The 25309-nt window shown below is 55.5% G+C and carries 22 protein-coding genes and 1 other RNA gene; 18 read left to right on the top strand and 5 right to left on the bottom strand.

Annotated features, from left to right (window positions below; genetic code table 11):
- Nucleotides 1-9: 9 nt before the first annotated feature.
- From STHERM_RS05300 to STHERM_RS05310, 3 genes are read right to left on the bottom strand one after another with little or no spacing between them, the layout of a single operon-like run.
- On the bottom strand, nucleotides 10-513 hold the full coding sequence (locus STHERM_RS05300; RefSeq protein ID WP_013313857.1) for an HIT family protein: 504 nt from the start codon (nucleotides 511-513) through the stop codon (nucleotides 10-12).
- 10 nt (nucleotides 514-523) lie between these two features.
- On the bottom strand, nucleotides 524-1336 hold the full coding sequence (locus STHERM_RS05305) for an SPFH domain-containing protein (RefSeq protein ID WP_013313858.1): 813 nt from the start codon (nucleotides 1334-1336) through the stop codon (nucleotides 524-526).
- The gene (locus STHERM_RS05310; RefSeq protein ID WP_013313859.1) at nucleotides 1333-2277 is read right to left on the bottom strand and encodes an HAD family hydrolase; all 945 of its coding nucleotides are present in this window, start codon (nucleotides 2275-2277) and stop codon (nucleotides 1333-1335) included. Before STHERM_RS05310 ends, STHERM_RS05305 begins: the two co-directional genes overlap by 4 nt.
- A gap of 40 nt (nucleotides 2278-2317) precedes the next feature.
- Here STHERM_RS05310 and STHERM_RS05315 point away from each other — a divergent pair, with 40 nt between their 5' ends.
- The 18 genes from STHERM_RS05315 to STHERM_RS05395 all read left to right on the top strand — a co-directional run bounded on the left by STHERM_RS05315 (nucleotide 2318) and on the right by STHERM_RS05395 (nucleotide 24153).
- Complete coding sequence (locus STHERM_RS05315; RefSeq protein WP_013313860.1) at nucleotides 2318-2638, top strand: hypothetical protein; 321 nt, start codon at nucleotides 2318-2320, stop codon at nucleotides 2636-2638.
- On the top strand, nucleotides 2635-3447 hold the full coding sequence (map, locus tag STHERM_RS05320; protein ID WP_237223380.1) for a type I methionyl aminopeptidase: 813 nt from the start codon (nucleotides 2635-2637) through the stop codon (nucleotides 3445-3447). Before STHERM_RS05315 ends, map begins: the two co-directional genes overlap by 4 nt.
- 55 nt (nucleotides 3448-3502) lie before the next feature.
- Entirely contained in the window at nucleotides 3503-3940 is a 438-nt protein-coding gene (locus tag STHERM_RS05325; RefSeq protein ID WP_013313862.1) for a YkgJ family cysteine cluster protein, read from the top strand.
- 4 nt (nucleotides 3941-3944) lie between these two features.
- Nucleotides 3945-4889 (top strand): MBL fold metallo-hydrolase, encoded by a 945-nt coding sequence (locus STHERM_RS05330; protein ID WP_013313863.1) that lies wholly within the window; start codon nucleotides 3945-3947, stop codon nucleotides 4887-4889.
- Nucleotides 4873-5064 carry a hypothetical protein gene (locus tag STHERM_RS05335; protein ID WP_013313864.1) on the top strand — a complete coding sequence of 64 codons (192 nt, stop codon included), beginning with the start codon at nucleotides 4873-4875 and terminating at the stop codon, nucleotides 5062-5064. The genes STHERM_RS05330 and STHERM_RS05335 overlap by 17 nt, the downstream gene beginning before the upstream one ends.
- Nucleotides 5061-9074 carry a FlgD immunoglobulin-like domain containing protein gene (locus STHERM_RS05340; RefSeq protein ID WP_013313865.1) on the top strand — a complete coding sequence of 1338 codons (4014 nt, stop codon included), beginning with the start codon at nucleotides 5061-5063 and terminating at the stop codon, nucleotides 9072-9074. Before STHERM_RS05335 ends, STHERM_RS05340 begins: the two co-directional genes overlap by 4 nt.
- A gap of 36 nt (nucleotides 9075-9110) precedes the next feature.
- Entirely contained in the window at nucleotides 9111-10154 is a 1044-nt protein-coding gene (gene mltG, locus STHERM_RS05345; RefSeq protein WP_013313866.1) for an endolytic transglycosylase MltG, read from the top strand.
- Between the two features lie 17 nt (nucleotides 10155-10171).
- Complete coding sequence (gene dnaG, locus STHERM_RS05350; RefSeq protein WP_013313867.1) at nucleotides 10172-11962, top strand: DNA primase; 1791 nt, start codon at nucleotides 10172-10174, stop codon at nucleotides 11960-11962.
- A 16-nt stretch (nucleotides 11963-11978) separates the two neighbouring features.
- Nucleotides 11979-13685 (top strand): RNA polymerase sigma factor RpoD, encoded by a 1707-nt coding sequence (gene rpoD / locus STHERM_RS05355; RefSeq protein ID WP_237223385.1) that lies wholly within the window; start codon nucleotides 11979-11981, stop codon nucleotides 13683-13685.
- Between the two features lie 21 nt (nucleotides 13686-13706).
- Nucleotides 13707-14759 (top strand): zinc ribbon domain-containing protein, encoded by a 1053-nt coding sequence (locus STHERM_RS05360; protein ID WP_013313869.1) that lies wholly within the window; start codon nucleotides 13707-13709, stop codon nucleotides 14757-14759.
- A 15-nt stretch (nucleotides 14760-14774) separates the two neighbouring features.
- Nucleotides 14775-15118, top strand: an RNA gene (gene rnpB, locus STHERM_RS11380) — RNase P RNA component class A.
- Between the two features lie 44 nt (nucleotides 15119-15162).
- Nucleotides 15163-16077, top strand: a complete 915-nt coding sequence (locus STHERM_RS05365; protein ID WP_041623299.1) for a tetratricopeptide repeat protein — start codon at nucleotides 15163-15165, stop codon at nucleotides 16075-16077.
- Nucleotides 16078-16092: 15 nt separating this feature from the next.
- Nucleotides 16093-17124, top strand: coding sequence for a rod shape-determining protein (locus tag STHERM_RS05370; RefSeq protein WP_013313871.1), 1032 nt, complete (start codon nucleotides 16093-16095; stop codon nucleotides 17122-17124).
- Nucleotides 17121-17948, top strand: a complete 828-nt coding sequence (gene mreC / locus STHERM_RS05375; RefSeq protein WP_013313872.1) for a rod shape-determining protein MreC — start codon at nucleotides 17121-17123, stop codon at nucleotides 17946-17948. Before STHERM_RS05370 ends, mreC begins: the two co-directional genes overlap by 4 nt.
- 2 nt (nucleotides 17949-17950) lie before the next feature.
- On the top strand, nucleotides 17951-18439 hold the full coding sequence (locus STHERM_RS05380; RefSeq protein WP_237223386.1) for a rod shape-determining protein MreD: 489 nt from the start codon (nucleotides 17951-17953) through the stop codon (nucleotides 18437-18439).
- The gene (gene mrdA, locus STHERM_RS05385) at nucleotides 18436-20295 is read left to right on the top strand and encodes a penicillin-binding protein 2 (protein ID WP_013313874.1); all 1860 of its coding nucleotides are present in this window, start codon (nucleotides 18436-18438) and stop codon (nucleotides 20293-20295) included. Before STHERM_RS05380 ends, mrdA begins: the two co-directional genes overlap by 4 nt.
- Nucleotides 20292-21605 carry a rod shape-determining protein RodA gene (gene rodA, locus STHERM_RS05390; protein ID WP_013313875.1) on the top strand — a complete coding sequence of 438 codons (1314 nt, stop codon included), beginning with the start codon at nucleotides 20292-20294 and terminating at the stop codon, nucleotides 21603-21605. The genes mrdA and rodA overlap by 4 nt, the downstream gene beginning before the upstream one ends.
- A gap of 1 nt (nucleotide 21606) precedes the next feature.
- Nucleotides 21607-24153 (top strand): TIGR03936 family radical SAM-associated protein, encoded by a 2547-nt coding sequence (locus STHERM_RS05395; protein WP_013313876.1) that lies wholly within the window; start codon nucleotides 21607-21609, stop codon nucleotides 24151-24153.
- On the opposite strand, the gene mazG is transcribed toward STHERM_RS05395, so the two are convergent.
- Together mazG and STHERM_RS05405 are read right to left on the bottom strand one after the other, a co-directional pair.
- Nucleotides 24065-24970: a nucleoside triphosphate pyrophosphohydrolase gene (mazG, locus tag STHERM_RS05400; protein ID WP_013313877.1), complete on the bottom strand. Its 906-nt coding sequence runs from the start codon at nucleotides 24968-24970 to the stop codon at nucleotides 24065-24067. The two genes, STHERM_RS05395 and mazG, sit on opposite strands and share 89 nt — an antisense overlap.
- Before the next feature lie 45 nt (nucleotides 24971-25015).
- Nucleotides 25016-25285 (bottom strand): hypothetical protein, encoded by a 270-nt coding sequence (locus STHERM_RS05405; protein WP_237223387.1) that lies wholly within the window; start codon nucleotides 25283-25285, stop codon nucleotides 25016-25018.
- Between the last annotated feature and the right edge of the window lie 24 nt (nucleotides 25286-25309).

Raw genomic sequence — 25309 nt, forward strand, 5'->3', positions numbered from 1 at the left:
GGCCGAAGGTCAGGAGGGTGGAGGAAAGAGTCCTTTTTCTCTCGCCGTCTCCTTGAGCCGATCGAGGGTCCTCCGCGGGTCTTCCACGAGTATACGGTTGCCTCCGAGCAGCTCTCCTATTCCGATTTCGTTCGGGAAGCGGGGGATGATGTGCTGGTGGAGGTGGGGGATCGACGCTCCTGCACACAGCCCCATGTTGAATCCCACATTGTAGCCCGAGGGATGATAGGTGTGGTCCAGGAGTGTCAGGCACGCCCTTGTGAGATCGATGAGACGGACCTGCTGTTCCCCCGTGAGGTCTCGTATGTCCTCCGTGTGGTGGCGAGGGAAGAGGAGGAGGTGTCCGGGATTGTAGGGGTAGAGATTGACCGACACCATGAACGTCTCGTCCTCCCAGAGAACGAGTTCAGGTACCGTACCGTCGTGTTGGGCTATGTGACAGAGGATGCATCCCTTGTCCGTCGTCCGTGATTGTACGTAACCGAGTTTGTTGAAGACGAAGAAGTAGGCCATGGCAACGCCACTATTCGAGGCCTTCCAGAATCCCCAAAGGGTCGGGATTCGAAGGGTCGAGTTTGAAGTACTCTATGAGGATGGGATACTCCTGAAGCACCTTTCCGTACCGTTCCATCCGTTCGAGGAGGATCTTCTCCCGTTCCTCTCTGAATGCCCGCTCCCTCACCGCAGCTCTTCGTGCCTCTGCCTGGGCCTTGAGAATCTCCTCGTAGAGCTGTCGGGCCTGACGGTAGATCTCGAGGTCCGGAAGGCGTTCGAGATCGACGGAAAGGGTGAGTAGTTCGAAGGCCGGCATCTCTTCCCGGAAACGTTCCGAGAGCTTCGGTCCGAAAGCGTCCATGTCGAGCGATGTATCCGAGATCACCCGGGAGAATGTCTCTTCCGTGAGGTCCCGGATTCGAACCTCTTGGTTCTCATACCAGTCCTCCAGATCATCCGGGAGGATCCCCTCTCGGGCGAGGGAGGGCAGGTACGAGGGGCGGAGGCGATAGGAGAGGTGGACGACCAGCCGGTAGGAGAACTCGGCTGACGTAGGAAGGATTTCCGAGAAGAGATCGGCCGAGGGGAGCCCTCCTTCGACCACGATGTCCGTGGCCCGCGTGGTCACGGGGTATGCGTGGAGCGTGAGATTGGTGGGGATGAGTCGTTCCCACCGCCACACGAATTCACCAGGGGCGACTACCCGTGAGGCCCATCCGGATGTCTTGGTGAAGATCACGCCGTATTCATGTTCGTCCAGTGAGAATTGGATCCATCCCGCATAGAAAATCGCCCCTCCGATCAGTAAGAGAATGACGAGCACGATGATGAACTTCTTCATCGCGGCACCCCCTTCGTGGCGGTTATCGGAGAGAGGAGTTCCCTGAGATCCGTGATCACGCAATCCGGAACCACTCCCCGGCACGACGGATCCTCCTCCCGCGTTCTCAGTGATCGGGAATCCCCGGCGAAGAGCGCAGTCCGGAACCCGACCTCGGCGGCAGGGGCGATGTCGTTCCTCATATCGTTCCCGACATAGAGCACCTGATCGGGATCGACACCTTCGGTTTCGAGCAGACTCCTCGCTTTCTCGAAGAGCGAGCGAGAAGGTTTCGCCTCACCACAGAGGAACGAGTAGATGCAGAGGTCGCTCCTGAATCCCAGAGAGGGGGGAAAGTGATTCCAGAAGTGCCTGAAGAGGAGGGGCGTGTAGAACTGTGCGTTGGAGATGATACCCAAGGTGAAGCCTGCTTCCCGGAGGAAAGACAGGAGCTCCTCCGCCCCGGGCATGGGGAAGACCGGATTCGAGATGAGCTCGTACCGGATGGCCAGGAGGGGGAGATCCTCTTCGGAGGGGCTTTCGCCCTCGAATCGTCCTTCTTCGATCAAAGTTTCGATGAACTCTTTCCAGATCTCCAGGATATCCACCTCGGGAAAGAGGATGCCTTCCCTCCTGCGTGCCTCGTGATGTTTCTCGATGAGCGAGAAGAAGATCGAGGTATACGAGGCATCTTCCTCCATGAGAGGGAACCCGGCTTCCCTCATGGCCCGCCGCATGGCATGCTCGGGGTTCTGTTTCTGCACCACCCCGATATCGCCGCTTCCCGAGATGAAGAGGGTGCCGTATACGTCGAACAGCAGCGCCTTTATCGGGAGGGACTCGGGGAGAATCGGATCCCTGTCCGTCGGATGTGGCTCGAGCGGGGTCAGATACCTGTGGAAGACCGGTTCCGCCCGTCGGTACAATCCTTCGGAGTAGAGACTACCCTCCACACGATCCATGTGATAGTGATACTATAGAGGCGCCGATAATGCAAGAGATATGAAGATACGCCGACTGTTCGAACAGAGTCTCCTGCTGGTTCTCCTCCTCGATCTCGTGCTTCTATTCTATACGGGGATCTTTTTCCTCTCCGGCGGAATCCAGGGGCTCGCGGAGGAGACACAGGAGTTACTTCTCGCACTCATGCAGGTGCTTTTCGGCGGGGTGGTTGCGGCGAGTCTTCTCCTGCTCGTCTTCTCTTTTCATCCCAGGGCCCACCACTCGATCGGCCTGCGTGTGTGGGCCTTCCTTGGCTTCACTCTGGGGCTCGTGATGCTGGGAGGGCTCTTCTTCCTCGATCTCCTTTTCAGAGGAGTATGAGGAAGATGCGGCATCTCTCGTATGGCCCGCTCAAGACCCCGGTGGAGGTCACCTGTATACGTAGGTCCTGCCGTTTCATCGAGGTCCTTTTCAGGCATATCAAGCCGATGGTGCGTCCCGGTGTGAACATGAAAGAGCTCTTGCATATCTGCGAGTTGGCCATGGCGAGGAAGAAGGTGCGTCCGTCGTTGGAACTCGATGCGGGATTCCCCTATCCCGTCTCATTTTGCCTCAATGATGTGGCGGCCCACGGCGTGCCTGCAGATTATGTACTCCGTGATAACGATCTGCTCACGATCGACATCACGGTGGCCCTGGAGGGGTGGCATGGTGACGGGGCCTGGACATACATATCGGGGAAGGTGGACGAGGAGGGGAGGGCCCTCGTCCGTGCCGCCTGGAGGTGTACCATGGCGGGGATCCGTGCTGCGGTGGCCGGCGGCTTCGTCCGTGACATAGGGGCGGCGATAGAGGAGGAGGCGTCCAGGGTGGGGTGTTCGGTGATCCCCGATTTCGCGGGCCACGGTATAGGAAGGGCCTACCACGAAGAGCCTCTCATCTATCATCACGGTATCCCCGGTACCGGCCTCAAAATCGTGCCTGGGATGGTCTTCACCATAGAGCCCATTGTAACCTTTGGACGCCCGGAGGTGTTTAAAGACGGAACAGGCGGTTTTCGCATGCGGGATGGATCCAAAACGGCGCAGTTCGAACACACCGTGGCGGTCTTTCCTCATCATACCGAGATCCTCACCCTGGGGAGGCGCCAGTATGGGGATGATCTCCTGAAGGAGGATCTCTTCCTCTAGGCTGTCCATGGGGTGATACTTTCCCATTCTTCGATTCCGTAGTAGGGTAGTACGTATGGAGACGGAGTTCTACAGAAACGGCCTGAGATTCTCCTGTGTTCGTTGTTCGAGATGCTGTCGACATGAGCCTGGATATGTCTTCCTCTCGATGGATGATCTCAAGGAGATCGCGCGTTTCCTGGGTCTCGATATTTCGGAAACGGTGGACCGATACTGCAGGGAGGTCCACATAAATGGGTTCAGACGGCTTTCCCTCAAGGAGAAACCCAATTTCGACTGTATCTTCTGGGAGAATGGAGGATGCAGCATCTACCGGGCACGTCCCATCCAGTGTCGAACCTACCCCTTTTGGGAAGAATACCTCGGAGATGAGGAGACGTGGAGATCGCTCGAGCTCTCCTGCCCGGGGGTGAACAAAGGAAGGCTGTACACCTTCGAGGAAATAGAGGAGCTGAAAAGAATACGCCGTGAGCACCCTCCGATCGTCCTGTGATTTCATGGTGAGATGCTGGGGGGTGAGAGGATCTCTTCCCACCCCTCTCGCCCCTGAAACCGTCAGGGAGAAGATAGCCGCCGTGATCTCTCGTGCCTCCTCCGAAGACATGCGCTCGATGGAGGCGAAGGAACGTTTCCTCGCCTCCCTTCCTCAGTGGCTTTTCGGTACATGGGGGGGGAATACCGCATGTGTGGAGGTGAGATCCGGTGCCGATATCCTGCTCTTCGATGCCGGTTCGGGGATCCGGGATTTCGCCACCGAGATCATGAGGAGGCCCCGGAAGCAGCGGGAGTATCATCTGTTCTTTTCTCATTTCCACTGGGATCACATCATCGGTCTCCCGTTCTTCACCCCTCTCTACGATCCTGGGGTGCGGGTGTGTCTCTATTCTCCTGTACGTCGTTTTCGGGAGTATCTGGAGGTTCTCATGAGCCCGCCATTCTTCCCGGTGACCATGGAGGCGATGAGGGCGGACAAGGAGTTCATCGTGCTGGAGGAGGACGTGCCGTATCGGGTGGGTCGCGGGTTCGTGACCCCCATTCCCATGACGCATCCCGGAGGCAGCTATGCCTACAGGATCGAGAAAGGGGGAAAGGCGGTACTCTACGCCACGGATGTGGAACTGGCGGATGAGGACTTCCTCCCGACCCCGGAGAACCGGAGGAGATTCTCCGGGGTGGATCTCCTCATCATCGACAGTCAGTATACCCTTGGTGAGGCGATAGAGAAGATCAACTGGGGGCATTCCTCGTTCACTCTTGTGGTGGATTTTGCGGTTCGTTGGAAGATCCCGCGCGTACTCCTCTTCCATCATGAGCCCCTCTACGACGACAAGTTCCTCTTCCACAACTGTGAAGCCGCCAGGGAGTACGCGGCCCATCAGGGGGGCGATCTGGATATTCGGCTTGCCCAGGAGGGGGAAATCCATTATGTTTCTGTTGAATGATAAAGAACGTCTCGCACTGTATATTTTATTGAGGAGACATGAAGAGGAACTGGATCCCGTGCTCTCCCGTGTGAAGCACAGGATGGAGAAGTGGCTCTTCGAGCGGTTATCCATCGAAGAGATGAGCGATGTCGAAAGAGTCTACCTTGCACTGAAAGAGGGGGAACAATTATGAAACAGTATGTCAGGACCGTCACGCTCCTCATCCTCTGCAGCGGTCTTGCGCTGGTGGGCCAATATGTGCCCTCTCCTCTTGGAGAGTCGTTCTCCGTGTTCTCCTCTCCCGTCCTGGTGGGAACGGATGCGCTCCTCCTCTCGGAGGACCTCCCCTCAACCGGCATGGTGAACCCGGCAGCGGGGGCGGGAGAACAGCGCACCACCCTGGAGCTTGGCTATACCGGGGGGATCTCTTCCGAGACCGGCTATGCGCTTCATGGTTTCTCTCTGGGGATGGCCTTTCCTACACGATATGGTGTCTTCTCGCCGGCCCTCATGTACGTGGGCTCCGGTATGGATGAGATACCGGTGGGATCGACGTTCGGCGTGTCCCTCACCGCGGCAAAGGACGTGTTCGAGGATGTGTGGGTGGGGATGGGACTCAGAGTCCTCTTCGGCAATGCGGACCGTTACGACGTGGGAGCAGGGGTCGATCTCGGGGCGCTTTTCCTCCTCCAACAGGTGGGGCTCTTCAAGGGTGCGAGGCTCGGAGTCACCTTGGCCGGACTCGGGAAGGGGTATTCGCCTTCTACTGATATCGCAGCGTTTCCCCCTCTCTTTACGCCGGGGATCACCTTCGACGGACTCCTCTTCGATGGATCGATGGCTTCTCTCCGGGTGGGCGCAGGACTCTCTTTCCCCTCCTTTCAGAATGCGATTCTCAAGACCGGCTTCCGACTTGGTTTCGGCGACGTGGTGGAGATCTACACGGGATACGTGGTGAATGCCCGGGAATGGTTCGACGAGGATGTCCCTCTTCAGCATGTGTACCCCTCGATCTCGGTGGGGGCGAGCTTCCCTGTCGAGCTCCAGCAGTCGAAGGGACTCCTGGCGGAACAGGGGTGGACGAAGAGCGAGCTCAGGCCGCGGTTCGCCCTCGCCCCGCTCAACCGGGGACTCTGGCTTTTCTCCGGAGGGGTGAACGTACCGCTCGGGGTGATCGACAGGAATCCCCCGAAGGTCGAGATCTCGTATCCTGAAAACCCCTACATCTCTCCGAACAACGACGGAGTCCAGGACGAGCTCCTCCTCCCGCTCTCCATCACGGATGAGCGTTTCGTGATGGGGTATACGCTCGTGGTCGAGGATGAGCAGGGATCCGAAGTCCGCAGAATAGAGAACAAGGAAGTACGACCCACCGAACGAGACGTGAAGACCTTTTTCAAGGAACTCGTGAGGCCCAAATCGGGCATCCCGGTTCCGGAGAGCCTGAGATGGGACGGGTTCGGCGAGAGCGGAGGGGTGGTCCCCGATGGGACGTACTTCGTGCACCTCGAGGCATGGGACGACAACGGGAACACCATCTCCACCGAGCCCTACAGAGTGGTGGTGGACGCCACGCCGCCCCGTGTGGACGTGAAGGTAGCGAGTGAGGATGCGAAGATCTTCTCCCCGAACGGCGACGGGTTCAAGGACGAGGTGGAGATTGTCCAGGAAGGCTCTGTCGAGGAACGCTGGGAAGGCCGTATTCTCACCCAGAAAGGGGAGGTGGTGCGACGCTTCGAGTGGAGGGATGCAGCCCCCCAGACCATCGTGTGGGATGGAAAGGACGACGAGGGGACCCTGTGTCCGGATGGTGTCTACTCCTATGAGATCGCTGCGAAGGACAGGGCCGGAAATGCCGTGAAGGCCACCATCACGAACCTCGTGATAAGTACCGAGCCGACTCCCGTGGCCCTCAAAGTGGACGCTGCCTATTTCTCTCCGAACGGGGATGGGGTGAAGGATGTGATCCGTTTCGAGCTCGATGTTCCTGTGAAGCGAGGTATCGTGAGGTGGTCGCTCCAGATCGTGGAGATTCCTTCCAGGAACACGGTGTACAGACGGGAAGGCACCGATGTTCCTCCTGCCTCGTTTGTCTTCGATGGCAAGACCGCCGACGGAAGGGTGCTCCCCGAAGGCGAATACCAGGCCCTCCTCATGGTCGAATATCAGAACGGTAACCGCCCCGAGGCGGGAACGCCCACGTTCGTACTCGATATCACGCCTCCCTCTGTGATGGTGGAAATCCCCGACCCCATCTTCTCTCCAAACGGTGACGGGAGAAAGGACACCCTCCCCATCATCCACAAGAATGCCACGAAGGATCCTGTCTGGAAGGCCTCGATCCATAGGGAGGATGGTGTTCTCGTGCGTACCTTCTCCTGGCAGAACGGTCTGCCCGAGCGGTTCGAGTGGGACGGTCGTACCGAGGGCACGGGTCTTGCGCTCGATGGACGTTACTACTATCTCGTTGAAGCCACCGACCAGGCCGGCAACTCCTTCACCTCCGAGCGGGTCTTTTTCACGCTCTCCACGGAGCAGACACCGGTCCTCCTTTCGGTGAACTATGACATCTTCTCTCCCAACGGCGACGGCCGACGGGACAGCCTCATCTTCTATCCTCAGATAAAGGAGACCTCCCTCCTCAGGAGCTATACGCTGAAGGTGCTCTCAGAGAAGGGGGAGGTGGTCCGGAGTTTCACCGGGGGAAACAGAATACCCGAACAGATCGTCTGGAACGGCAGGAATGAAAAGGGAGAGACGGTTCCCGATGGAGGGTACACTGCGGAACTGACCGCAGAGTTTACCAATGGGAACATTGCATCGGCCAAGGTCTCTCGCTTCGTGGTGGACACGAAGGCGCCCGCGCTCACCTTCACGGTGGAGAATCGCATCTTCTCACCCAACGGGGACGGCAAGAAGGATGTGTGTATCTTCAGACAGAGCTCCCCTGACAGTGCGGTGTGGGTGGCCCACATCCGTGATACACAGGGGAAGATACTCCGAGAGTTCCGATGGGAGGGGACTGTCACCGACCTCCTCTGGGATGGCACCGATAGCGCGGGGAACAAGGTGAAGGACGGGACCTACACGTACATCCTCACAGGAAGGGATGCTGCGGAGAACGAGGTGGTGCGGAAGGTGGACGAGATCGTTCTCGATACCCGACCGGTGAGGGTCTTCCTCACGGTGACCCACCCGGCCTTCTCCCCCAACGGTGACGGCAACCTGGACGTCCAGCCGATCAAGGTCTATACCTCACCCTCGGATGGGATCGAGGAGTGGACCCTGGAATTCGTGAGAGACGGGAAGGTGGAGAAGCGACTGTCCGGGAAGGAGATCGCCTCGGAGTACTCCCTCAACTGGGACGGCAAGAGCGATGCGGGTGACTACCGGGAAGGTACCTATGTGGTCCGTTATACGGTGAAATACCTCCGGGGTGATGAGATGACGGTGGAATCGTCGCCCTTCGTGCTCGATGTGCAGCCTCCGGAACTGTCGATATCCCTCTCCCCGACGCCCTTCTCCCCCGACAATGACGGTGTGGACGATGAGCTCGCCATCTCCATCCGAGCCCGTGACCTGACCGGGATTCAGACGTGGGAGATCGTGATCACGGATCCGTATGGGAATCCCTTCACCCGGTTCGGAGGGCAGGGCTCTCCCGCTCCACAGATCATCTGGGACGGCCGATCCCTCTCCGGGGAACTCGTCTCCTCGGCAGAAGACTATCCCCTCATCTTTACCGCGACCGATAGGGTCGGAAATACCGCCCGGTTCGAAACCAAGGTGAGCGTGGATGTCCTTGTGATACGGGAAGGTGACAAACTCAAGATCAAGATCTCGAGCATCCACTTCCCACCGAACAAGGCGGACCTCATCTTGGATGAGAGCGAGGAAGGTCGGAAGAACCGCGCGATCATCGAGCGGCTCGTTCAGATCTTCACCAAGTACCGGCGGTACAAGATCAGGATCGAGGGACATGCCGTGAACCTCTCCGGTACCGAGCGTGAGGAACGGGAAGAGCTCGTTCCCCTCTCCCTCGCCCGTGCCGAGGCTGTCAAGCAGGCCCTGGTGGCCATGGGGCTCGACCCGGGGAGGATTACCACCGCCGGCATGGGGGGAAGGTTCCCCATCGTACCCCATACGGACGAAAAGAACAGATGGAAGAACAGAAGGGTGGAGTTCATCCTTCTCAAGGAATAGCGTGGTGAGGCACCGAAGGGATGAAATGAGGGATGCATGAAGAGAACCGTGAGAAGTTTCCTCCGCTCGGTAGGTCTGATGCTCCTTTTCGTGATGATCCTGCTTCTCGTGGTGGGGGGAGGGGCGATATACCTCTCCCTCCCCACCACTCGGGATGAGACCTCCTCTTCACTCTTCATCGTGTATCGAGGCGATACGGGCAAGAGTGTATCGACGCGCCTGGCGGATCAGGGCTACATACGCAGCGCGCTGGCGTTCGAACTCCTTCTCTACCTCACGAATACCGCCCATCGGATCAGGGCCGGGGGCTACCTTCTCTCTCCCTCCATGTCGCTCTTCCAGGTCCACGAGAAGCTGACATCTGGTGGGGAGACATATGCACGCATCACGATCCCCGAGGGATGGACGGCCTCACGGATAGGGAGACTTTTGGAGAGAGAGGGGTTCGGTACAGAGGAGGCGTTCCTCCGTCTCATCGAGGATCCTGGCCTCATTGCGGAGCTGGGTGTGGATGCGACCACGCTGGAGGGATACCTTTTCCCTGAAACCTATTTTTTCTCGTATGGCACCTCGCAGAGAGAGATCGTGAAGGCTCTGGTGACAACGTTCAAGAGACGTGTCACCCCGCTTTTGCCTGAAGGAGAGAGCATCTCTTCGTCCTGGTTCTATCGGCGTCTCATCCTCGCTTCGATCGTGGAACGGGAGTACAGGGATCCCGAGGAGGCCCCTCTCATCGCCTCGGTGTTCCTCAATCGTCTCGAGAGGCACATTCCTCTTGAGTCGTGCGCCACGGTGGAATACGTCCTCACGGAGGAACTTGGACAGCCGCCACGGAGCGTGCTCACCTATGACGATCTCCAGGTTGACTCCCCCTTCAATACGTACCGGCGGATGGGACTCCCTCCGCACCCCATCTCCAACCCCGGCCTTGTCGCCATCCGGGCGGCGCTCGAGCCGGCCAAGACCGACTATCTGTATTTCGTGTTGAAGGACCCGCAGAACGGCAGACATTATTTCTCCCGGTCGTTCGAAGAACACGTCGAGGCGAAGTACCTCTATCTCAAGCCCGTTTCACCCTAGGGTGATATCGAGAGACCATGGCGAGAATACCGCAAGAGATCATCGAAGAAATCCAGAGAAGGGTGGATGTGCTTTCTCTGGTGGGGGAATACACCTCCCTTCGAAGAACCGGCAACTCCTACATGGGGCTCTGTCCCTTCCATGCGGATTCCGATCCTTCCTTTTCCGTGGATCCCGAGAAAGGGCTCTTCTATTGCTTCGGATGTCACAAAGGAGGCAATATCTTTCAGTTCGTGATGGAGGTGGAGCACTGTACGTTCTACGAGGCGGTGGAGCGACTTGCGGAGAGAGCCGGTGTCTCGATCACAGCGAAGGTCACACCTGAGGAAGAGGCCTCCTTCAAGAAGGAACGGGCGCTTCAGGATCTCAATCTCCGTCTCGTGGGCCTGTTCGAACATTTTCTCCATTCGAGGGAGGAGGGGAGAGCCGCGAGGGAGTATTGTGTTTCCCGAGGGATCGACCTCTCGTGGGCACGAGATACCTTTCACCTGGGGTATGCACCACACGACCCGTGCTGGCTCTATCGCTTCCTCCGCAGGAAGGGATATTCGGAGGAGCTCCTCCATGTCTCCGGACTCTTTTCAGCCAAGAGAGAGGGGTACGCCATATTCTCTCATAGACTCATCTTCCCCATCTACGATGTGAGCGGGAAGGTCGTGGGATTCGGGGGAAGAGCGCTTCGTGAGGATCAGCAGCCCAAGTATCTGAATTCCCCGGAAACCTCTCTTTTCAAGAAGAAGAGACTCCTCTACGGGCTCCATCGGGCACTTCCGGAACTCAAAAAGACGAAGAAGGTGATCCTCGTGGAAGGGTATATCGATGTCCTCCTTCTCCACCAGCATGGTATCATGAACGTGGTTGCTCCCCTGGGTACGGCCTTTTCCCGAGAACAGGCGATTCAGTTGAAACGTTACGCCGATAGTATTATCTTTTTCTTTGATGGTGACACTGCCGGGGAACGAGCTGCCCAGCGTGCCGGGATGATATGTGAAGCAGTGGACTTCTCATGTAGGATGGTGGTACCACCGCGGGGAGAGGATCCTGCATCCTTTCTCCAGAAAAAGGGAGTGGAAGAAGTACGACAGATCCTTATGGAAGAGAAAGACGTGTTTCAGTGCCTCTTGGAAAGAAGAGTGAAAGAAGGTATACTGACGTCTTCCGAAACCGATATGCGTGAGTTCGTCACGTCCATGTTTTCATACATTCGTTCCGTTCAGAGCACCATGAGGCGGGAACGGCTTCTGGAGGAAATGGCAGAATCGATGGGTGTCTCGTTGGGGGCCATAAAAGAGGATTTCGACCGCTTTCAATCGTCGGAGGGGAACTCCGCTCCCTTGTCCACTACTATGGGGAGGAATCGCAGGAGGACCACCGAGGTCTTCCTCTTCCAGGCTCTCTGCGCCCATCCGGAGTACTATACCGTGGTGAGACCTCTCATCCAGGAGGACGCCCTGGAGGATGCCTCTGCAAAGGAGCTTTTTTTTGCGCTTGAGGAATGTCTGAGGGCGGGGACCATGGATCGGCCGGATGCGGTGCTCGAACACGTGACCGACGAGAAGGCCCGGGAGCTCGCCTTGGAGGCCGTGTTCTCCGGGGAATTCGAGGTGCCTCTCGAGGCGGTGAGAGAGGCGGTGTTCAGATGGAGGGAGCAGTGGCTCCACAGACGAAGAAGGGAGATAGAGCGAAAGATAGCCTTGTACGAGCGAGAGGGAGGGGATATCCAGGAGCTCCTTCTTGAAAAGATGTACCTCGACAAGGAACTCGAGAAATTGAGAGGGTATGAGCGATATGGAAAAACATCAGAATAATACTCCATCCACGACCATGCACCCTTCGGTTCAGAAACTCATAGAATATGGGAAGAGGAAGGGGATCCTCACATACGACGATCTCTCCGATTTCCTCCCGGAGGAGATCTCTGATTCCGAAGAGAAGATTCAGGAGGTGCTCGCTGTTCTGGAAGAGGCGCACATCCAGGTGGTGGAGGAGGATGATTCGGAAGGAGGAGAATCGAAGGCGAAGAACCGGCGAAGGGTGGTGATCACCGAACGAGAAGGGAGTACGGATGACCCCATACGGCTCTACCTCAGGGAAATAGGACGGGAGAACCTGCTCACCGCCGAAGAAGAGGTGTCCCTGTCCAAACAGATGGAGGAAGGGGAGACTATCATCAAAGAGGTGCTCAAGCACTCAGGTGTCCTCCTCTCCCTCTTCTACCAGGTCGCTCAGAAGATCTTTTCGAAGAAGAATCCCGAGGATCTGGGACTCACGAAGGAAGAACTTACCGAATATCTAGCTGAGAAAAAGCGTCTTCAGCAGGCGTACAGGGATTTCCTCAAGAAGATCGCCGTCTCCCTCAAACAATACCATGAGGAGAAGCGACGGCTCCTGCAGCGGGGAGTAAATATCCTCGAGCACGAGGAGTTCCTGAAGACAAGGGATAACCTTCTTCTGAAAGCCGCTGAGATCCCTCTCCAGCAAGAGGAGATACAGCAACTTCAGCAGAAGTTTCTCGATACCGCGCGCAAGATAGAGGAATACCGACGGGAGCAGGAATCCATCGAACGCCGTCTCGGGGTGAAGGATGTCCGGGAACTGCGTCTGCTTGGCAGGGGGCTCGCCTCTGCCGATGAACGAAAGAGGATCGAAGAACGGCTCAATATGAGTGCTGAAGACATAAAAGAGACGATCCGTCAATTCCAACTCACTGAAAAGAAGCTCAAGGCCTTTGAGATCGAGTTTGAGGCCACCATCCCCCAGATCCTGGAGATGAGCAAAGAGATCGCGCGGGGACATCATCTGATGAAGACCGCGAAGGACAAACTCATCCAGGCGAATCTCAGGTTGGTGGTGAGTATCGCAAAGAAATATACGAACAGGGGACTTCACTTCTTCGATCTGGTCCAAGAGGGAAACATCGGACTCATCAAGGCTGTGGAAAAGTTCGAATACAGAAAAGGCTACAAATTCTCCACCTATGCGACATGGTGGATCCGTCAGGCGATCACACGTTCGATTTCCGATCAGGCGAGAACCATCAGGGTACCGGTACACATGATCGAACAGATCAACAAGGTGCAGAGGGAGGCGCGACAGCTCATGCAAGTACTCGGTCGAGAACCCACCGATGAGGAGATCGCCGACCGTCTGGGATGGCCTCTCAGCAGGGTCAAGTCGGTGAAGAACGTGGCTCGTGAGCCCATCTCCCTCGAGAGTCCCATAGGGGAAGAGGAGGATTCGAGCGTGGGGGACTTCATCGAGGACAAGACGGCGATCAATCCTTCCCATCAGACAGCCTATGCGCTCCTCCAGCAACAGATCAAGGATGTCCTCGCGACTCTTCCTCCACGGGAACAGGAGGTGTTGAAGATGCGGTTCGGTCTGGAAGATGGTTACTCCCTCACCCTGGAAGAGGTGGGTCTGTACTTCAACGTCACCAGGGAGAGGATCAGACAGATAGAAGCGAAAGCCCTCCGGCGTCTCCGCCATCCAAAGAGGAGCCGCCGTCTCAAAGACTATCTCGAAGAATAACCTTTGTATGGAGAGGTGGACATGAACATCACGGAAATCCTGAGCACACTCCAGGAGCTACAGACAGTTCTCAGTAAAAAGTTCAAGTTGCAAAAGGAAATGAAGGAACTTCCCCATACCCTTACCGCGAAGAAAGAGATGCTGGTTCGACTCAAGGAAGATTTCCTTCAGAAGAACCAGCGGTACGAACAGGTGAAATCGAAAGTCAAGGAGCTCCGGGAACAGCTCGCCGAAGCCGAACAGAAACGGGCGGAGTTGGAGGCCCGGATGGAGTTCCTGCAGACCCAGCGGGAGTTCGAGGCGCAGGACAAAGAGATAAGGATGGCGGCGGAGAAGGAACAGCAGATCCGCAGGGATCTGCAGCGCGAGGAGTCGAGGATGGAGGAGATAAAGCAGGAACTCGAGCGGGAGAGATTGCTCATCGAGGAACAGGAGAAGGAGATCTCGAAGGAAGAAGAAGCAATCCAGTCCTCACTCCAGGAGAAGATGAAAGTCCTGGAGGAACTCAAGAGAGAGGAAGAGAAGATCGGTCCCCTTCTGGATCCCGATATGGTGTTCAAATTCTCTCGAATCATCCAGAGCAAAGAGGGGGTCGGGATCGTTCCGGTGATCAAAGACGTGTGTCAAGGATGTTTCATGCTGCTTCCCCGGGAGTTCGTCAACAGGATACGTCGGGGAGAGGAGATCATCTTCTGTCCCCATTGTTCCAGGATTCTCTTTTTCCAGGAGGTTCCGGAAGAGGTGCCCCAAGTGGAAGAGGAGGAGGAGTCCTTCGGTGAGCTTTCGGATCTTGTGGACGAGGATGAGCTCTTTGAAGATGATCTGATCGACGACGAGGACTCCATCGACTTTCTCGGAGAGGAGGAGGAAGAAGGAGAAACCATCGCGCCTTCGACCCTCCTCAAGCACAAGGAAGCACCCGAGGAAGAGATTGAAGAAGATCTGGACGAGGAAGATCTGGATCATCCACTCGAGGAGGAAGATATCGATATCGAGGATGAGGTGGACGAGTTGGAAGAAGAGGAGGAAGAGGAGGAGATCGACGAAGATATTGACGAATATGACGAAGACTGAGCACATTGTATAGTGCCGGCAGGTCGGGCCATCGCCTCCTGATCTCATGGAGGAGGAAAGTCCGGGCTCCATAGAGCAGGGTACCAGATAACATCTGGGAGGAGATGCGATACCATCTCCGACAGAAAGTGCCACAGAAAGGATACCGCCTGCCCCTCTGGCAGGTAAGGGTGAAATGGTGGGGTAAGAGCCCACCGGCACGCTGGTAACAGTGGGCGCAGGGCAAACCTTACCCGGAGCAAGGTCAAGCAGCGGGGGCTTGCTCGGCCGTACAACCCGCGGGTGGACCGCTCCAGCCTCAAGGCGACCAGATAAATGATGGCCTAGAACAGAACCCGGCTTACGGGCCTGCCGGCTTTTTCATTGACTTTTTTCTACTTTTGTAATTAAATGAGCGCACCCCATGAGTGCGCTGTATGTATCTGGATCCTCTGGACGACGACGCGGGCGGAGATCGTTCTTCTTTATAGGGATAGGGGTTTTCCTCAGCCTCATCCTGGCAGGGGGGGCTTTCTTTTTCTGGAAAAATGAGGAAACGATGTCTCAATCGTTGAGGAGTCTCCTCGAGGCAGGCGATTATATCGCCCTGAAAGACGAGACCGAGGGAATCCTCGAGGAGAATCCGATAGATCAACATGCACTTCTCCTCAATGCATATGCGAACTTCATGCTTGGAATGGGTGAGATAGAGGAAGAGCAGCGTCAGGAGTTTTTTGACGCCTCGATTGTAGCCTTTCGGAAACTCCTCATCCTGAGGTCCCTCACTCCTGAAATAGCCTATATGCTCGGCAAGGCCTATTTCCATAAAGGGGAGTTCTATGCCGACCTTTCCTCATACTACCTGGATTATGCTCTTTCCAAGGGGTACGAGGCTGCAGACCTTCTGGAATATCTGGGACTGTCAGCTGCACGAGAAGGGGATTATTCGAAAAGCAGTGAGTTCTTCCTTCGCGCGAAGGATCAGGGCAAGGATTCTCCACTCCTCGACCTCGCACTCGCTCGATCGCTTATAGAGCTCGGTGACTATGATCGTGCGCATGACCTGCTTTTACCTCTCGCTGAGCAATCGAACCGAGAGTATCAGGTGGAAGCACTCCTCCTCCTGGGGGAATTGCACTATCGTGCTCAGCGATACGAGGATGCGAGAGATTACCTCGAGAAGCTCGTCCAGATACAGGAAAGCGCGGAGGCCTATTTCTATCTCGGAGAGATAGCCTCACACGCGGGAGACCAGATAAAGGCTCGATCTTTTTGGCGAAAAGCGTTACAAATAAATCCTAACCACCTCCTCTCTCTTGAGAGGTTGAGTGCTCATTAACATGGGGGTCTTTCTATGGGAATGTCCAGGCTGTTTCAGAATCTCTCTCCCGATATCGGAATCGATCTGGGAACCTGTAACACGCTGATCTATGTGCGGGGGAAGGGGATCGTCATCAACGAACCCTCCGTGGTGGCCGTGGAACGGGGAACGAAGAGACTTCTGGCGGTGGGGGAAGAGGCCAAGAGAATGCTCTGGAAGACTCCCGGAGAGATCGTGGCGATACGACCGCTCCGGGATGGGGTGATCGCGGATCTCGAGACCACCGAGAAGATGATCCGTTACTTCATAGAGAAGGTCTTTTCGAAGCGATGGCTCATCAAACCGCGGATGGTCATAGGCGTTCCTTCCTGTATCACCGAGGTGGAGAGGAAGGCGGTCGAGGAGAGTGGCTATAAAGCAGGCGCGCGTGAAGTGAAAGTCATCGAGGAGTCTCTTGCAGCCGCGATAGGCGCCGATATACCCATCTATGAACCTGCAGGCCATATGGTATGCGATATCGGGGGAGGGACTTCCGAAATATCCGTGATTTCTCTGGGTGGCATGGTGGTCACCAATGCCATACGTATAGGTGGGGATGAGTTCGATGAGGCCATCATCAAACATATCAGAAACGTGCACAACCTCATAATCGGAGAACAGACTGCGGAGTCCCTGAAGAAGAATATCGGTAACGCCATGCCGGAAGGGAAGATAGAAAAGATGGAAATCAAGGGGACCGATGCGATCACCGGTCTCCCCCGACGCCTTGAGATCGACAGTGTTGAGGTGAGAGAGTCGCTTCAGGAGCCCCTGGTGGCCATCATCGAGGAAATAAAGAAGACCCTCGGTGAGACCCCTCCTGAGCTGGCCGCAGATATCGTGGAGAGAGGGATCGTCCTCACCGGTGGGGGGGCTCTCCTCAAAGGATTCGACAAACTGGTCGCAAAGGAAACCGGGGTTCCGGTGTTCGTGGCGGAGAACCCTCTCGAATGTGTGGCGATAGGGGCTGGTCTCTATTTTGAATATGAAAAGGCCATGCAGAAGAGTAGGCTCGGGAATCTATGAAGACCGATAGGTGGCGGGATCGCCTCTTCTTCACGGGCGGACTCTACGGAGTGCTCCTGGTGTTGTTGTTGTCTTCTCTGGGAATGGGCGAGACGCTGTCCTTTGGTTTTTTTTCGTATCTATATAGATTTGGAGGGAAAATAGGGGAGACGGTAACCTCTACGCTTTCGAACATCCGCTCCAGAGACCGGTTGCTCAAGGAGAACGAGGCGTTGAGGAGGGAGCTCGACCGATATCGAGGTTTGTATATCGAATATCTCGCTTTGAAAGAAGAATATATGAAGAGCAGAGCCGTGCTTGGACTTCAGGAGGGATTGGGCTATCGCTCCGTGGCGGCAAGGGTACTGGCCGACGAGCCCTCGCTTCTCTTCAGCGGTTTCATAATCGATCGAGGCCGCTCCACAGGGATACAGAAGGGGCTTCCCGTGGTGACCCTCGAGGGTTCCAGACTGTTACTCATAGGGAAGATCGATGAGGTGGGCGGCTCTACATCCCGGGTCATACCCCTCTTTCGACGGAATTTCTATGTCGCCGCTGAACTCGTGGAGACTGGATTACAGGGGCTCGTCCATGGGGCAGGGGAGGGGACGGTGGTGATGGAATACATTCCCAAGACGGAGAAACACAGGGTGAGTGTAGGAGAGGTGGTTGTCACTTCCCATCGCTCCACAGTGTTTCCCCCCGGTATCGAGATCGGAAGAGTGGAGAAAATCGTATCATATCCCCACGAGTCCTCTCTTCTGCTTTATCTTCGGCCTTCGATGGATCCGCATGTCCTCACCGATGTCTTTGTGCTCCTTCCTGATGATGAGGACGAGTCATGAGTATGAGGCACTATCTCATATGGGCCTTCATTTCAGTACTTGGAGTCTTTCTCATGGGGATCCTCCATCGATACGCAGGAGTCATCGGTGGAACCCCCGATCTTGTGATGGTTCTTCTGGGGGCTTTCTCCCTTACCCATCCATGGAGAGCAGCTCAACTCCTGGGAGTGGGTATAGGACTCCTCGAGGATGCCCTTGGCAGCACCCCTCTGGGATTCTTTGCGATCATCCGCCTCACTGAGGTTCTCTATTTCTTGTTCATGAGGAATATCTCGAATATAGCCCGTGGGATGCGAGTGTGGGTCTATCTCCTGGCGATTCTGCTGCACACGGCCCTCGTGTTCGGACTGGGTACCGTTGTCCAGATGAGACCATCCATGAAGTTCCTCTCTGTCGAACACCTTCTCAATATCGTATACACCTTGATCTCTCTGCCTCTCCTGTGGGGAGGATTACGAAGGCTTCGCCTCATCAGTGAAGAGCAGTCATGAAAGTGAAGGAATACGGCAAAACCTCCTCGAATCAGAGGATTTCCATTCTCATCGCCCTCAGCGTCGTGATTGTATTTCTCTATATAGGCCGTCTCTTTTCCGTACAGGTGGTGGAGAATGAGCTGTTCTCCGCCCAGTCGCAGAAGACGATTCAGCGGGCGGTGCTCATCCCGGCCCGGCGGGGAGACGTCTTTGCGAGGGACTATAGGAGCATCCTGGCCACGAGCAGAGACAGTTTCACCCTGCTCTTTTTCAGATCCGAAGTGGGAAAAGAACAACTCCCGCCCCTTGTGGATCGACTGGGCGGGCACCTTGGGGTTTCAGCACGTAGCCTTTTGGACAAGATTGAATCCTCGGCCTCGGATCCCGTGGTGCTCGCTCAGGGCGTGGGATACGAGCAGATCGTAGGGATCGCTGAACATTTGTCAGAGTTCCCGGGGATCGGATGGCAGCGTGAACCATCCCGGTATTATCCCTATGGGGATCTCTTCGCCCATGTGGTCGGATACATCGGGGAGATCACTCAGGAGGAGCTCACCGCCCTCTACAACAAGGGCTATACCCAGGGGACCCTCATAGGAAAGTCAGGGGTGGAGAAGGTGTACGACGAACTCCTTCGAGGAAAGACCGGATTGAAACATAGAATAGTCGATGCATCGGGACAGATCCTCGATGAGCAGGTGGTGTTCTTTCCTGAGAACGGAAAGACACTCGTGCTCACCCTCGACCCCGCGATACAGACGTTGATAAAGAAGGCTCTTGGACCAAGGAACGGTGCCATCGTGGTATTGAAGCCTTCCACAGGGGAGATCCTCGGTCTTTATTCGTATCCCTCTTATGACTCCAATCTTCTCTATGATCCCAAGGAGGGGAGGGCCTACTTCACTCGATTGAGTCTCGACAAGTCGTTTCCCTTCATCAACAGGGCCATCCAGTCGAGTTATGCCCCGGCTTCCACCTTCAAGATCGTCATGACTGCGGCTGTGCTCATGGAAAAGGTCTTTCCTCCGGATAGGACGATCGTCTGCAGGGGTGAGTACCGCTATGGAGATAGGGTTTTCAAGTGCTGGAAGGAAGCAGGGCATGGTCCCCTTGCCCTTGAAGACGCGCTCGCTCAATCGTGTGATGTATACTTCTATACGGTCGGGGCGGAATACCTGGGGGTGGACAGGATAGCGGCCTATGCGAAGGAGTTCGGATTGGGGGAGCCCACGGGGATCGACCTTCCTGGAGAGGTGAGGGGGATCGTCCCCACACCCAGATGGAAGATGGAGACCTACAACTATCCCTGGGTGGGAGGAGATACGGTCAACATGTCGATAGGTCAGGGCTTCCTCAGCGTCACCCCGCTTCAGCTCGCGGACGTAGTGGCGTCGGTGGTGAACGGAGGCTTCATCATGAGGCCTCATGTGTTGAAGGAGGTCCGGGATCCCACGACGGGAGAGGTCCTAGAGGATATATCCCCCTCCCTCTTGCGAACGTCCAATATCACGGAAGATGTGTTCAGCTCTGTTCGTGCAGCGATGCGGGGAGTCGTTACCCATGGAACCGCCCTCCCTGTCATCACGACACCGATTGTGGAAGTGGCGGGGAAGACCGGAACGGGAGAGGTGGGCCTGGAGAACCGATACACCTCCTGGTTCGTAGGTTATGCTCCTTACGATGCCTTGGATCCCGAGGAAGTGGTCGTGGTGTCGGTGCTGGTGGAGGCCACGAATGACTGGGAATGGTGGGCGCCGAAGGCGGCGAACATCGTGTTTCATGGTATCTTCTCAGGGTTGTCGTATGAAGATACCGTCAGAGAACTGAGGCAAGGTCCTGCCCGATGGTATCTTCCCGCGTTGGAGGATCGATGAGAAGGTTGATAAAGGGACAGTGGGCATATACTGATTGGATTCTCCTTGTTACGGTGCAGATCCTCGTTTGTATTGGTATACTCTTCATCTATTCGAGCGGGATTACCTCGACCGGTGAGAGATACAACGATGAGTATATACGCCAAATCGTATGGGCTGTTTCAGGAATTGGTCTGCTTCTCGTCTTTTCCATGCTTGACTATCAAATCTACAAGAATCTCGCCTTCGTCATCTTCCTGAGTCTGCTGTTCCTCTTGGTGCTCACCCTTTTCATAGGAAAATCGGTGAAAGGGGCACAAGCGTGGTTGGGAATAGGGGATCTGGGGATTCAGCCGTCCGAGTTCATGAAGGTGGCAACGATCCTTGTGCTCGCCCACTTCCTCGAGGAAAGGGCTGGCGAAGTCACATCGTTGAAGGTGTTCGGACAGGCGTTTCTCATTGTGATGATTCCCGTCGTGGTGATACTGCTGCAGCCCGATTTTGGAACTGCGATGGTGTACATCCCCATCTTCCTCACGATGAGTTTCGTAGCGGGTACCCCCATCCGTTATATCGTATTCTGGGGACTCGTAGGAGTGCTTTCCCTGTTCTGGACTGTCTTCCCATGGATGGTCGAGATCTTCCATCTCTCTCCTCTCTATGCCGAGATCTTCGCAGGGTCCCTCAGTCCCTTCATTCTCCTCGGAACAGGAGTTGTACTCCTTCTCCTTCTGGCAGGGTATTTCATTACAAAGTCGCGGGCCTTCTATTGGGGCAGCTTTTTCTGTGCGCTGTTGCTGATCCCGCTTGTCCTCTCCTTTCCCGTCCGAGGATTCCTCAAGGAATACCAGATCATGCGCCTCATCGTTTTTCTCGATCCTTATGTCGATGCACGAGGAGCCGGATGGAATATCATACAATCCTTGACCGCCATAGGATCCGGAGGAATCTGGGGCAAGGGATTCCTTCAGGGAACCCAGAGTCACTATCAATACCTTCCCCAACAGAGTACCGATTTCATATTTTCGATCCTTGCGGAGGAGTGGGGATTTGTGGGAGCGGTCGGTCTGTTTTTCCTCTACCTCGTGATACTAGTACGGATTTTCAGGACGGCGGTCCTTGCCCCTGACGTTTTTGGGAGGTTGATCGCGGCAGGGATCGGGGGGATGTTCCTGTTCCATTTCATGGTCAATGTGGGGATGACATTGGGCATCATGCCCATTACGGGTATCCCTCTGTTCCTTGTCTCGTATGGGGGATCTTCCCTCTGGACCGCCTTGATCTCTGTGGGCATGGTTCTCAATATCTACAGGAACAGATATACTGCATGACATGGGGTATGCCTTCGATCGTTTGAAAAAAGCGCTCCACTCTGTGCGGCAACCTGGGAGATACGTCGGTGGTGAATACGGTGCAATCACGGAGGAGTTTTCTCCGGACGATCTCACCATTGCCATCTGTTTCCCCGATCTCTACGAGATCGGAATGTCCAATACCGCTATATACTATCTGTATGATCTCCTCAATCGCATCCCGGGTGTGCACTGTGAGAGGGTCTTTGCACCCGCCCCTGACTTTGAGCGATCCCTTTCGGATCATGGATTACTCTTGTACGGCCTCGAGACACGTACCCCTCTTCGAGAGTTCGATATCGTGGCGATATCCGTTGGATACGAACTCGGTTTCACCAATATAGCTACCATACTTCGAACGGGTGGTGTGGCTGTAGAAGGAGCACGCCGGAGTCTTGCCGGAGATCCGGTGATACTCATGGGAGGGCCTGGAGCCACGAATCCCCTTCCGTTTGCTTCCTTGGTCGATGCGGTGTTCGTCGGCGAATTCGAGGCCATCTATCCTGATCTCCTCTATCGTCTCAGAGACGAGAAGAGAAAGGGGGGAGACAGAGATACCATTCTGCAGGTCCTCGGCGAGGACCCCCACGTGTGGATGCCAGGCAAGCAGAAGGCAAAGCGTGCGATCTGGATGGGATTTGGAGAACCCCGGATCTATTCGTATCGACCTGTTCCGAATATACCCGCCGTGCAGGATCATGCAGTGGTGGAAATCATGAGGGGCTGCCCGCAGGGATGCAGGTTTTGCCATGCAGGGATCTTCTACAGGCCGCAGAGGGTGAAGCCTCCTTCCGCGATCCATGAGGAGGTGAGGCATCTCCACGAAGATCTCGGTTACAGGGAGATCACCCTCGCTTCCCTCAGCAGCGGGGATTATCCCGGCATCTTCGACCTCGTGCGGTCACTCAATCGGGAGTTTGCAGGGAGACACCTCAGCTTCGCCCTACCTTCTCTGAAGGTCAGTACATTCGCTCTGGAGCTGCTCGAAGAGATAGGAAGGGGCAAAAAGAGTGGACTCACGTTTGCCGTAGAGACGCCTTATCCTGAGGGACAGAAGGGACTCAACAAAGAGGTTGAGTTGGAGAAAGTGATTTCCATACTGCAGCGGGCGAAGGAAGAGGGATGGCGTCTGGCGAAGTTCTACTTCATGATAGGACTCCCGCATTCGATCGAAGACGAGAGAGAACCTGAGCGAATCGTGGAATACATAGAAACGATCTCTCGTGCAACGCGTATTTCCATTCATGTGAACATCGGCACCTTTGTCCCCAAACCCCATACACCTTTCCAATGGGCTCCTCAGCTCTCCTATGAGGAAGCGAAGAGAAGGATCTTCCAGGTGAGGGACCGTCTCAAGAGATACAAGTGGGTGAAAGTGGGTTTCCACAATCCGCTTCAGTCAGTACTTGAAGGGCTTCTTTCCAGGGGCGATGAAAGGGTAGGGGGGCTCTTCCTGGAGGCATGGGAGAGGGGGGCCCGCTTCGAGGCATGGGATGAGTATCTGAACGAAGAACTCTGGATGAACCTCCTCGAAAGGGAAAAACAGCTTGTAGATGAGGTGCTCGGCGGACGTCCGGAAAGTGATGAGCTCCCCTGGGGGGGCGTGGATCTGGGAGTCGGTCGTCACTTTCTCACGAGGGAGTGGAAACGAGCGCAGGAAGGTGAGATGACCGCTCCTTGTGATGTGCCCTGTGATCATGCGTGCGGGGTGTGCTCTCGAAAGGTGCGTCTGAAGCATACCCATGAGGCACCTCTCCAACTTTTTTCGAGTGCTCGGGCCGCTTCAACGGAAGACATCGAGATACCGTCCGCCCAGGAGCCACATCATTCGGACGACTTGGAAGAGGTATTGATTTTCTTCGTGAAAAAGGAAGGAATTTCCTATATTCCTCATCGAGCGATGCTCGGAGTGTTCGAACGATCCTTTATCAGGGCCGGGATGAGGATAGAGTATTCCAGAGGGTTCAGCCCGCATCCAAGGATGGAATTCCTGCGGCCCCTTCCGGTTGCGGTCTCTTCGCTGTGTGAAGTGGTGAGACTTCGTGCAGCGCTTTCGACACTACCCGATCCTGGGACACTGTCAGACAGCTTTCCCCCTGGAATCGATGTGTGGGGTATAGTGAAGAAGGATTTTCCCGGATCTCTCACTCCTCTCTATGCCGGAGAGATCTATAGATTGAGCGGGATAGATCATAAAGAGCTTGAGCATGTCTTGAAAACAATACAACATTCTGAGAAAGGTCCCTCTCTGGAGGTGCTTTCCGAATCGTGTCTTGTCGACGACGGTATTCTCCTGTACGTTCCCGTGGAGGGAGGAGCGAATCTGAAGGCCCTCCTGTCCGCGCTGCCCCCCCATGAGGGGCTTGCCGTTGTTCGTGAGGACATCATCCTGCGAGATGCGGGGCGATGTTTCTCCGTGTATGATCTCCCCGGACATTTCAGTCTTCAATCTCTGCTTTGGCGGCCTCCCAGAGGGAGTCGAGTTCCTCTGGCGAGCTTTTCTGAAATGAGATCCCCTTTTCCTTGAGTTTTTTCTCCATCGACTCCAGTCTGGAGAGGATGCTCCCAAGGGTCGACAGTAGGGCTTCGGATGGGTGGATGTCGAGTTTTCGTGAGAGATTGAGCACAGAGAAGAGAAGGTCTCCGATCTCTTTCTTCAGACTCTCTCTGTCATGAGGCGATTTTTCGAGAACGGCTTCGACTTCATCGATCTCCTCTTTTGTCTTTTCCAGCGGCCCGGTGTATGTAGGCCAATCGAAGGTGTAGTCGGCGAGAATCTTCTGTAAAAGATACGCAGCTTCAAAAGGAGGGATGCCGGAGAGATGTTCTCTGATGTGCGAAGTGGAGAAGGGAGGGGGTTCATCCGGGGAAATCGAGGAGGGGGGCTTGTGTTCCTTACGTTTTTCGTTGTTCCAGTTCTCGAGTGCTTCTTCGGCATTGGCGGCTCTCGCTTCCCCGAAGACGTGCGAATGACGAGAATAGAGTTTCCGGATCACCCTGTACAAGACCTGGTCGGGGGAGAAGTATTCCATGTCCTCTGCGATGACCATGAACATCAGGGCGTTGAGATAGACATCTCCGATCTCCTCTTCGACTTCTTCCATGCGTCCGGCAAAGAGGGCGGTCCAAAGTTCATACACTTCTTCCAGGAGATTCGGGAGCACGGAGGTGAGAGTTTGCGTGCGGTCCCAGGGGCAACCTTCGGGGCTTCTGAGAAACTTTATGATGTCGTACAATAAAGAAGACAGTTCCTCGCGAGAGGCACGGGGGCCTCCTTCCGGGAGAGGGAGGGCAAGAATTTCCTTTACGATGGCTTCCTTGGTCTTCCGGGGTTCGTTCTTCATGTAGCCTCCAGGTGATATTCGTTCAACTAGACAGAATATATATTATCAGAAGTCTTCCTTGTGGAGTATCTGCCGACTTGCATGGTATATGAGCAGAGCCACCCCCGCACCTCCCAGGATGAAGATGATGGGATGTATGCGTCCGGAGACCGCGGTGAAGACCACATGGAGGGTCCCTCCTCCAATGCTCCCGATGAAGGCGACGAGGAAGCACCACCATATGCGAACCTCGTGAGACCTCATGACTTTTTTCAAGTGAAGGAAGTAGTAGGCCCATGTGAGGATCGCTGCTCCCGAAAGGTGTGTGAGAAGCATTTTCGTATGATAGAAAAGAATTTC

Origin of the sequence: Spirochaeta thermophila DSM 6192 (assembly GCF_000147075.1) — a bacterium.
In the GTDB taxonomy this organism is placed as follows: Bacteria; Spirochaetota; Spirochaetia; order Winmispirales; family Winmispiraceae; genus Winmispira; species Winmispira thermophila_A.

Excerpts from the sequence above, each read along its gene's own strand:
- map (WP_237223380.1), top strand. The coding sequence starts at position 2,635 with ATGAGGAAGATGCGGCATCTCTCGTATGGCCCGCTCAAGACCCCGGTG.
- STHERM_RS05305 (WP_013313858.1), bottom strand. The coding sequence starts at position 1,336 with ATGAAGAAGTTCATCATCGTGCTCGTCATTCTCTTACTGATCGGAGGG.
- STHERM_RS05365 (WP_041623299.1), top strand. The coding sequence starts at position 15,163 with ATGAGTGCGCTGTATGTATCTGGATCCTCTGGACGACGACGCGGGCGG.
- STHERM_RS05360 (WP_013313869.1), top strand. The coding sequence starts at position 13,707 with ATGAACATCACGGAAATCCTGAGCACACTCCAGGAGCTACAGACAGTT.
- mreC (WP_013313872.1), top strand. The coding sequence starts at position 17,121 with ATGAAGACCGATAGGTGGCGGGATCGCCTCTTCTTCACGGGCGGACTC.
- STHERM_RS05300 (WP_013313857.1), bottom strand. The coding sequence starts at position 513 with ATGGCCTACTTCTTCGTCTTCAACAAACTCGGTTACGTACAATCACGG.
- STHERM_RS05325 (WP_013313862.1), top strand. The coding sequence starts at position 3,503 with ATGGAGACGGAGTTCTACAGAAACGGCCTGAGATTCTCCTGTGTTCGT.
- STHERM_RS05315 (WP_013313860.1), top strand. The coding sequence starts at position 2,318 with ATGAAGATACGCCGACTGTTCGAACAGAGTCTCCTGCTGGTTCTCCTC.
- STHERM_RS05405 (WP_237223387.1), bottom strand. The coding sequence starts at position 25,285 with ATGCTTCTCACACACCTTTCGGGAGCAGCGATCCTCACATGGGCCTAC.
- STHERM_RS05380 (WP_237223386.1), top strand. The coding sequence starts at position 17,951 with ATGAGGCACTATCTCATATGGGCCTTCATTTCAGTACTTGGAGTCTTT.
- mazG (WP_013313877.1), bottom strand. The coding sequence starts at position 24,970 with ATGAAGAACGAACCCCGGAAGACCAAGGAAGCCATCGTAAAGGAAATT.
- dnaG (WP_013313867.1), top strand. The coding sequence starts at position 10,172 with ATGGCGAGAATACCGCAAGAGATCATCGAAGAAATCCAGAGAAGGGTG.
- STHERM_RS05310 (WP_013313859.1), bottom strand. The coding sequence starts at position 2,277 with ATGGATCGTGTGGAGGGTAGTCTCTACTCCGAAGGATTGTACCGACGG.
- STHERM_RS05340 (WP_013313865.1), top strand. The coding sequence starts at position 5,061 with ATGAAACAGTATGTCAGGACCGTCACGCTCCTCATCCTCTGCAGCGGT.
- mrdA (WP_013313874.1), top strand. The coding sequence starts at position 18,436 with ATGAAAGTGAAGGAATACGGCAAAACCTCCTCGAATCAGAGGATTTCC.
- mltG (WP_013313866.1), top strand. The coding sequence starts at position 9,111 with ATGAAGAGAACCGTGAGAAGTTTCCTCCGCTCGGTAGGTCTGATGCTC.
- STHERM_RS05395 (WP_013313876.1), top strand. The coding sequence starts at position 21,607 with ATGGGGTATGCCTTCGATCGTTTGAAAAAAGCGCTCCACTCTGTGCGG.
- rpoD (WP_237223385.1), top strand. The coding sequence starts at position 11,979 with ATGCACCCTTCGGTTCAGAAACTCATAGAATATGGGAAGAGGAAGGGG.
- STHERM_RS05370 (WP_013313871.1), top strand. The coding sequence starts at position 16,093 with ATGGGAATGTCCAGGCTGTTTCAGAATCTCTCTCCCGATATCGGAATC.
- rodA (WP_013313875.1), top strand. The coding sequence starts at position 20,292 with ATGAGAAGGTTGATAAAGGGACAGTGGGCATATACTGATTGGATTCTC.
- STHERM_RS05335 (WP_013313864.1), top strand. The coding sequence starts at position 4,873 with ATGTTTCTGTTGAATGATAAAGAACGTCTCGCACTGTATATTTTATTG.
- STHERM_RS05330 (WP_013313863.1), top strand. The coding sequence starts at position 3,945 with ATGGTGAGATGCTGGGGGGTGAGAGGATCTCTTCCCACCCCTCTCGCC.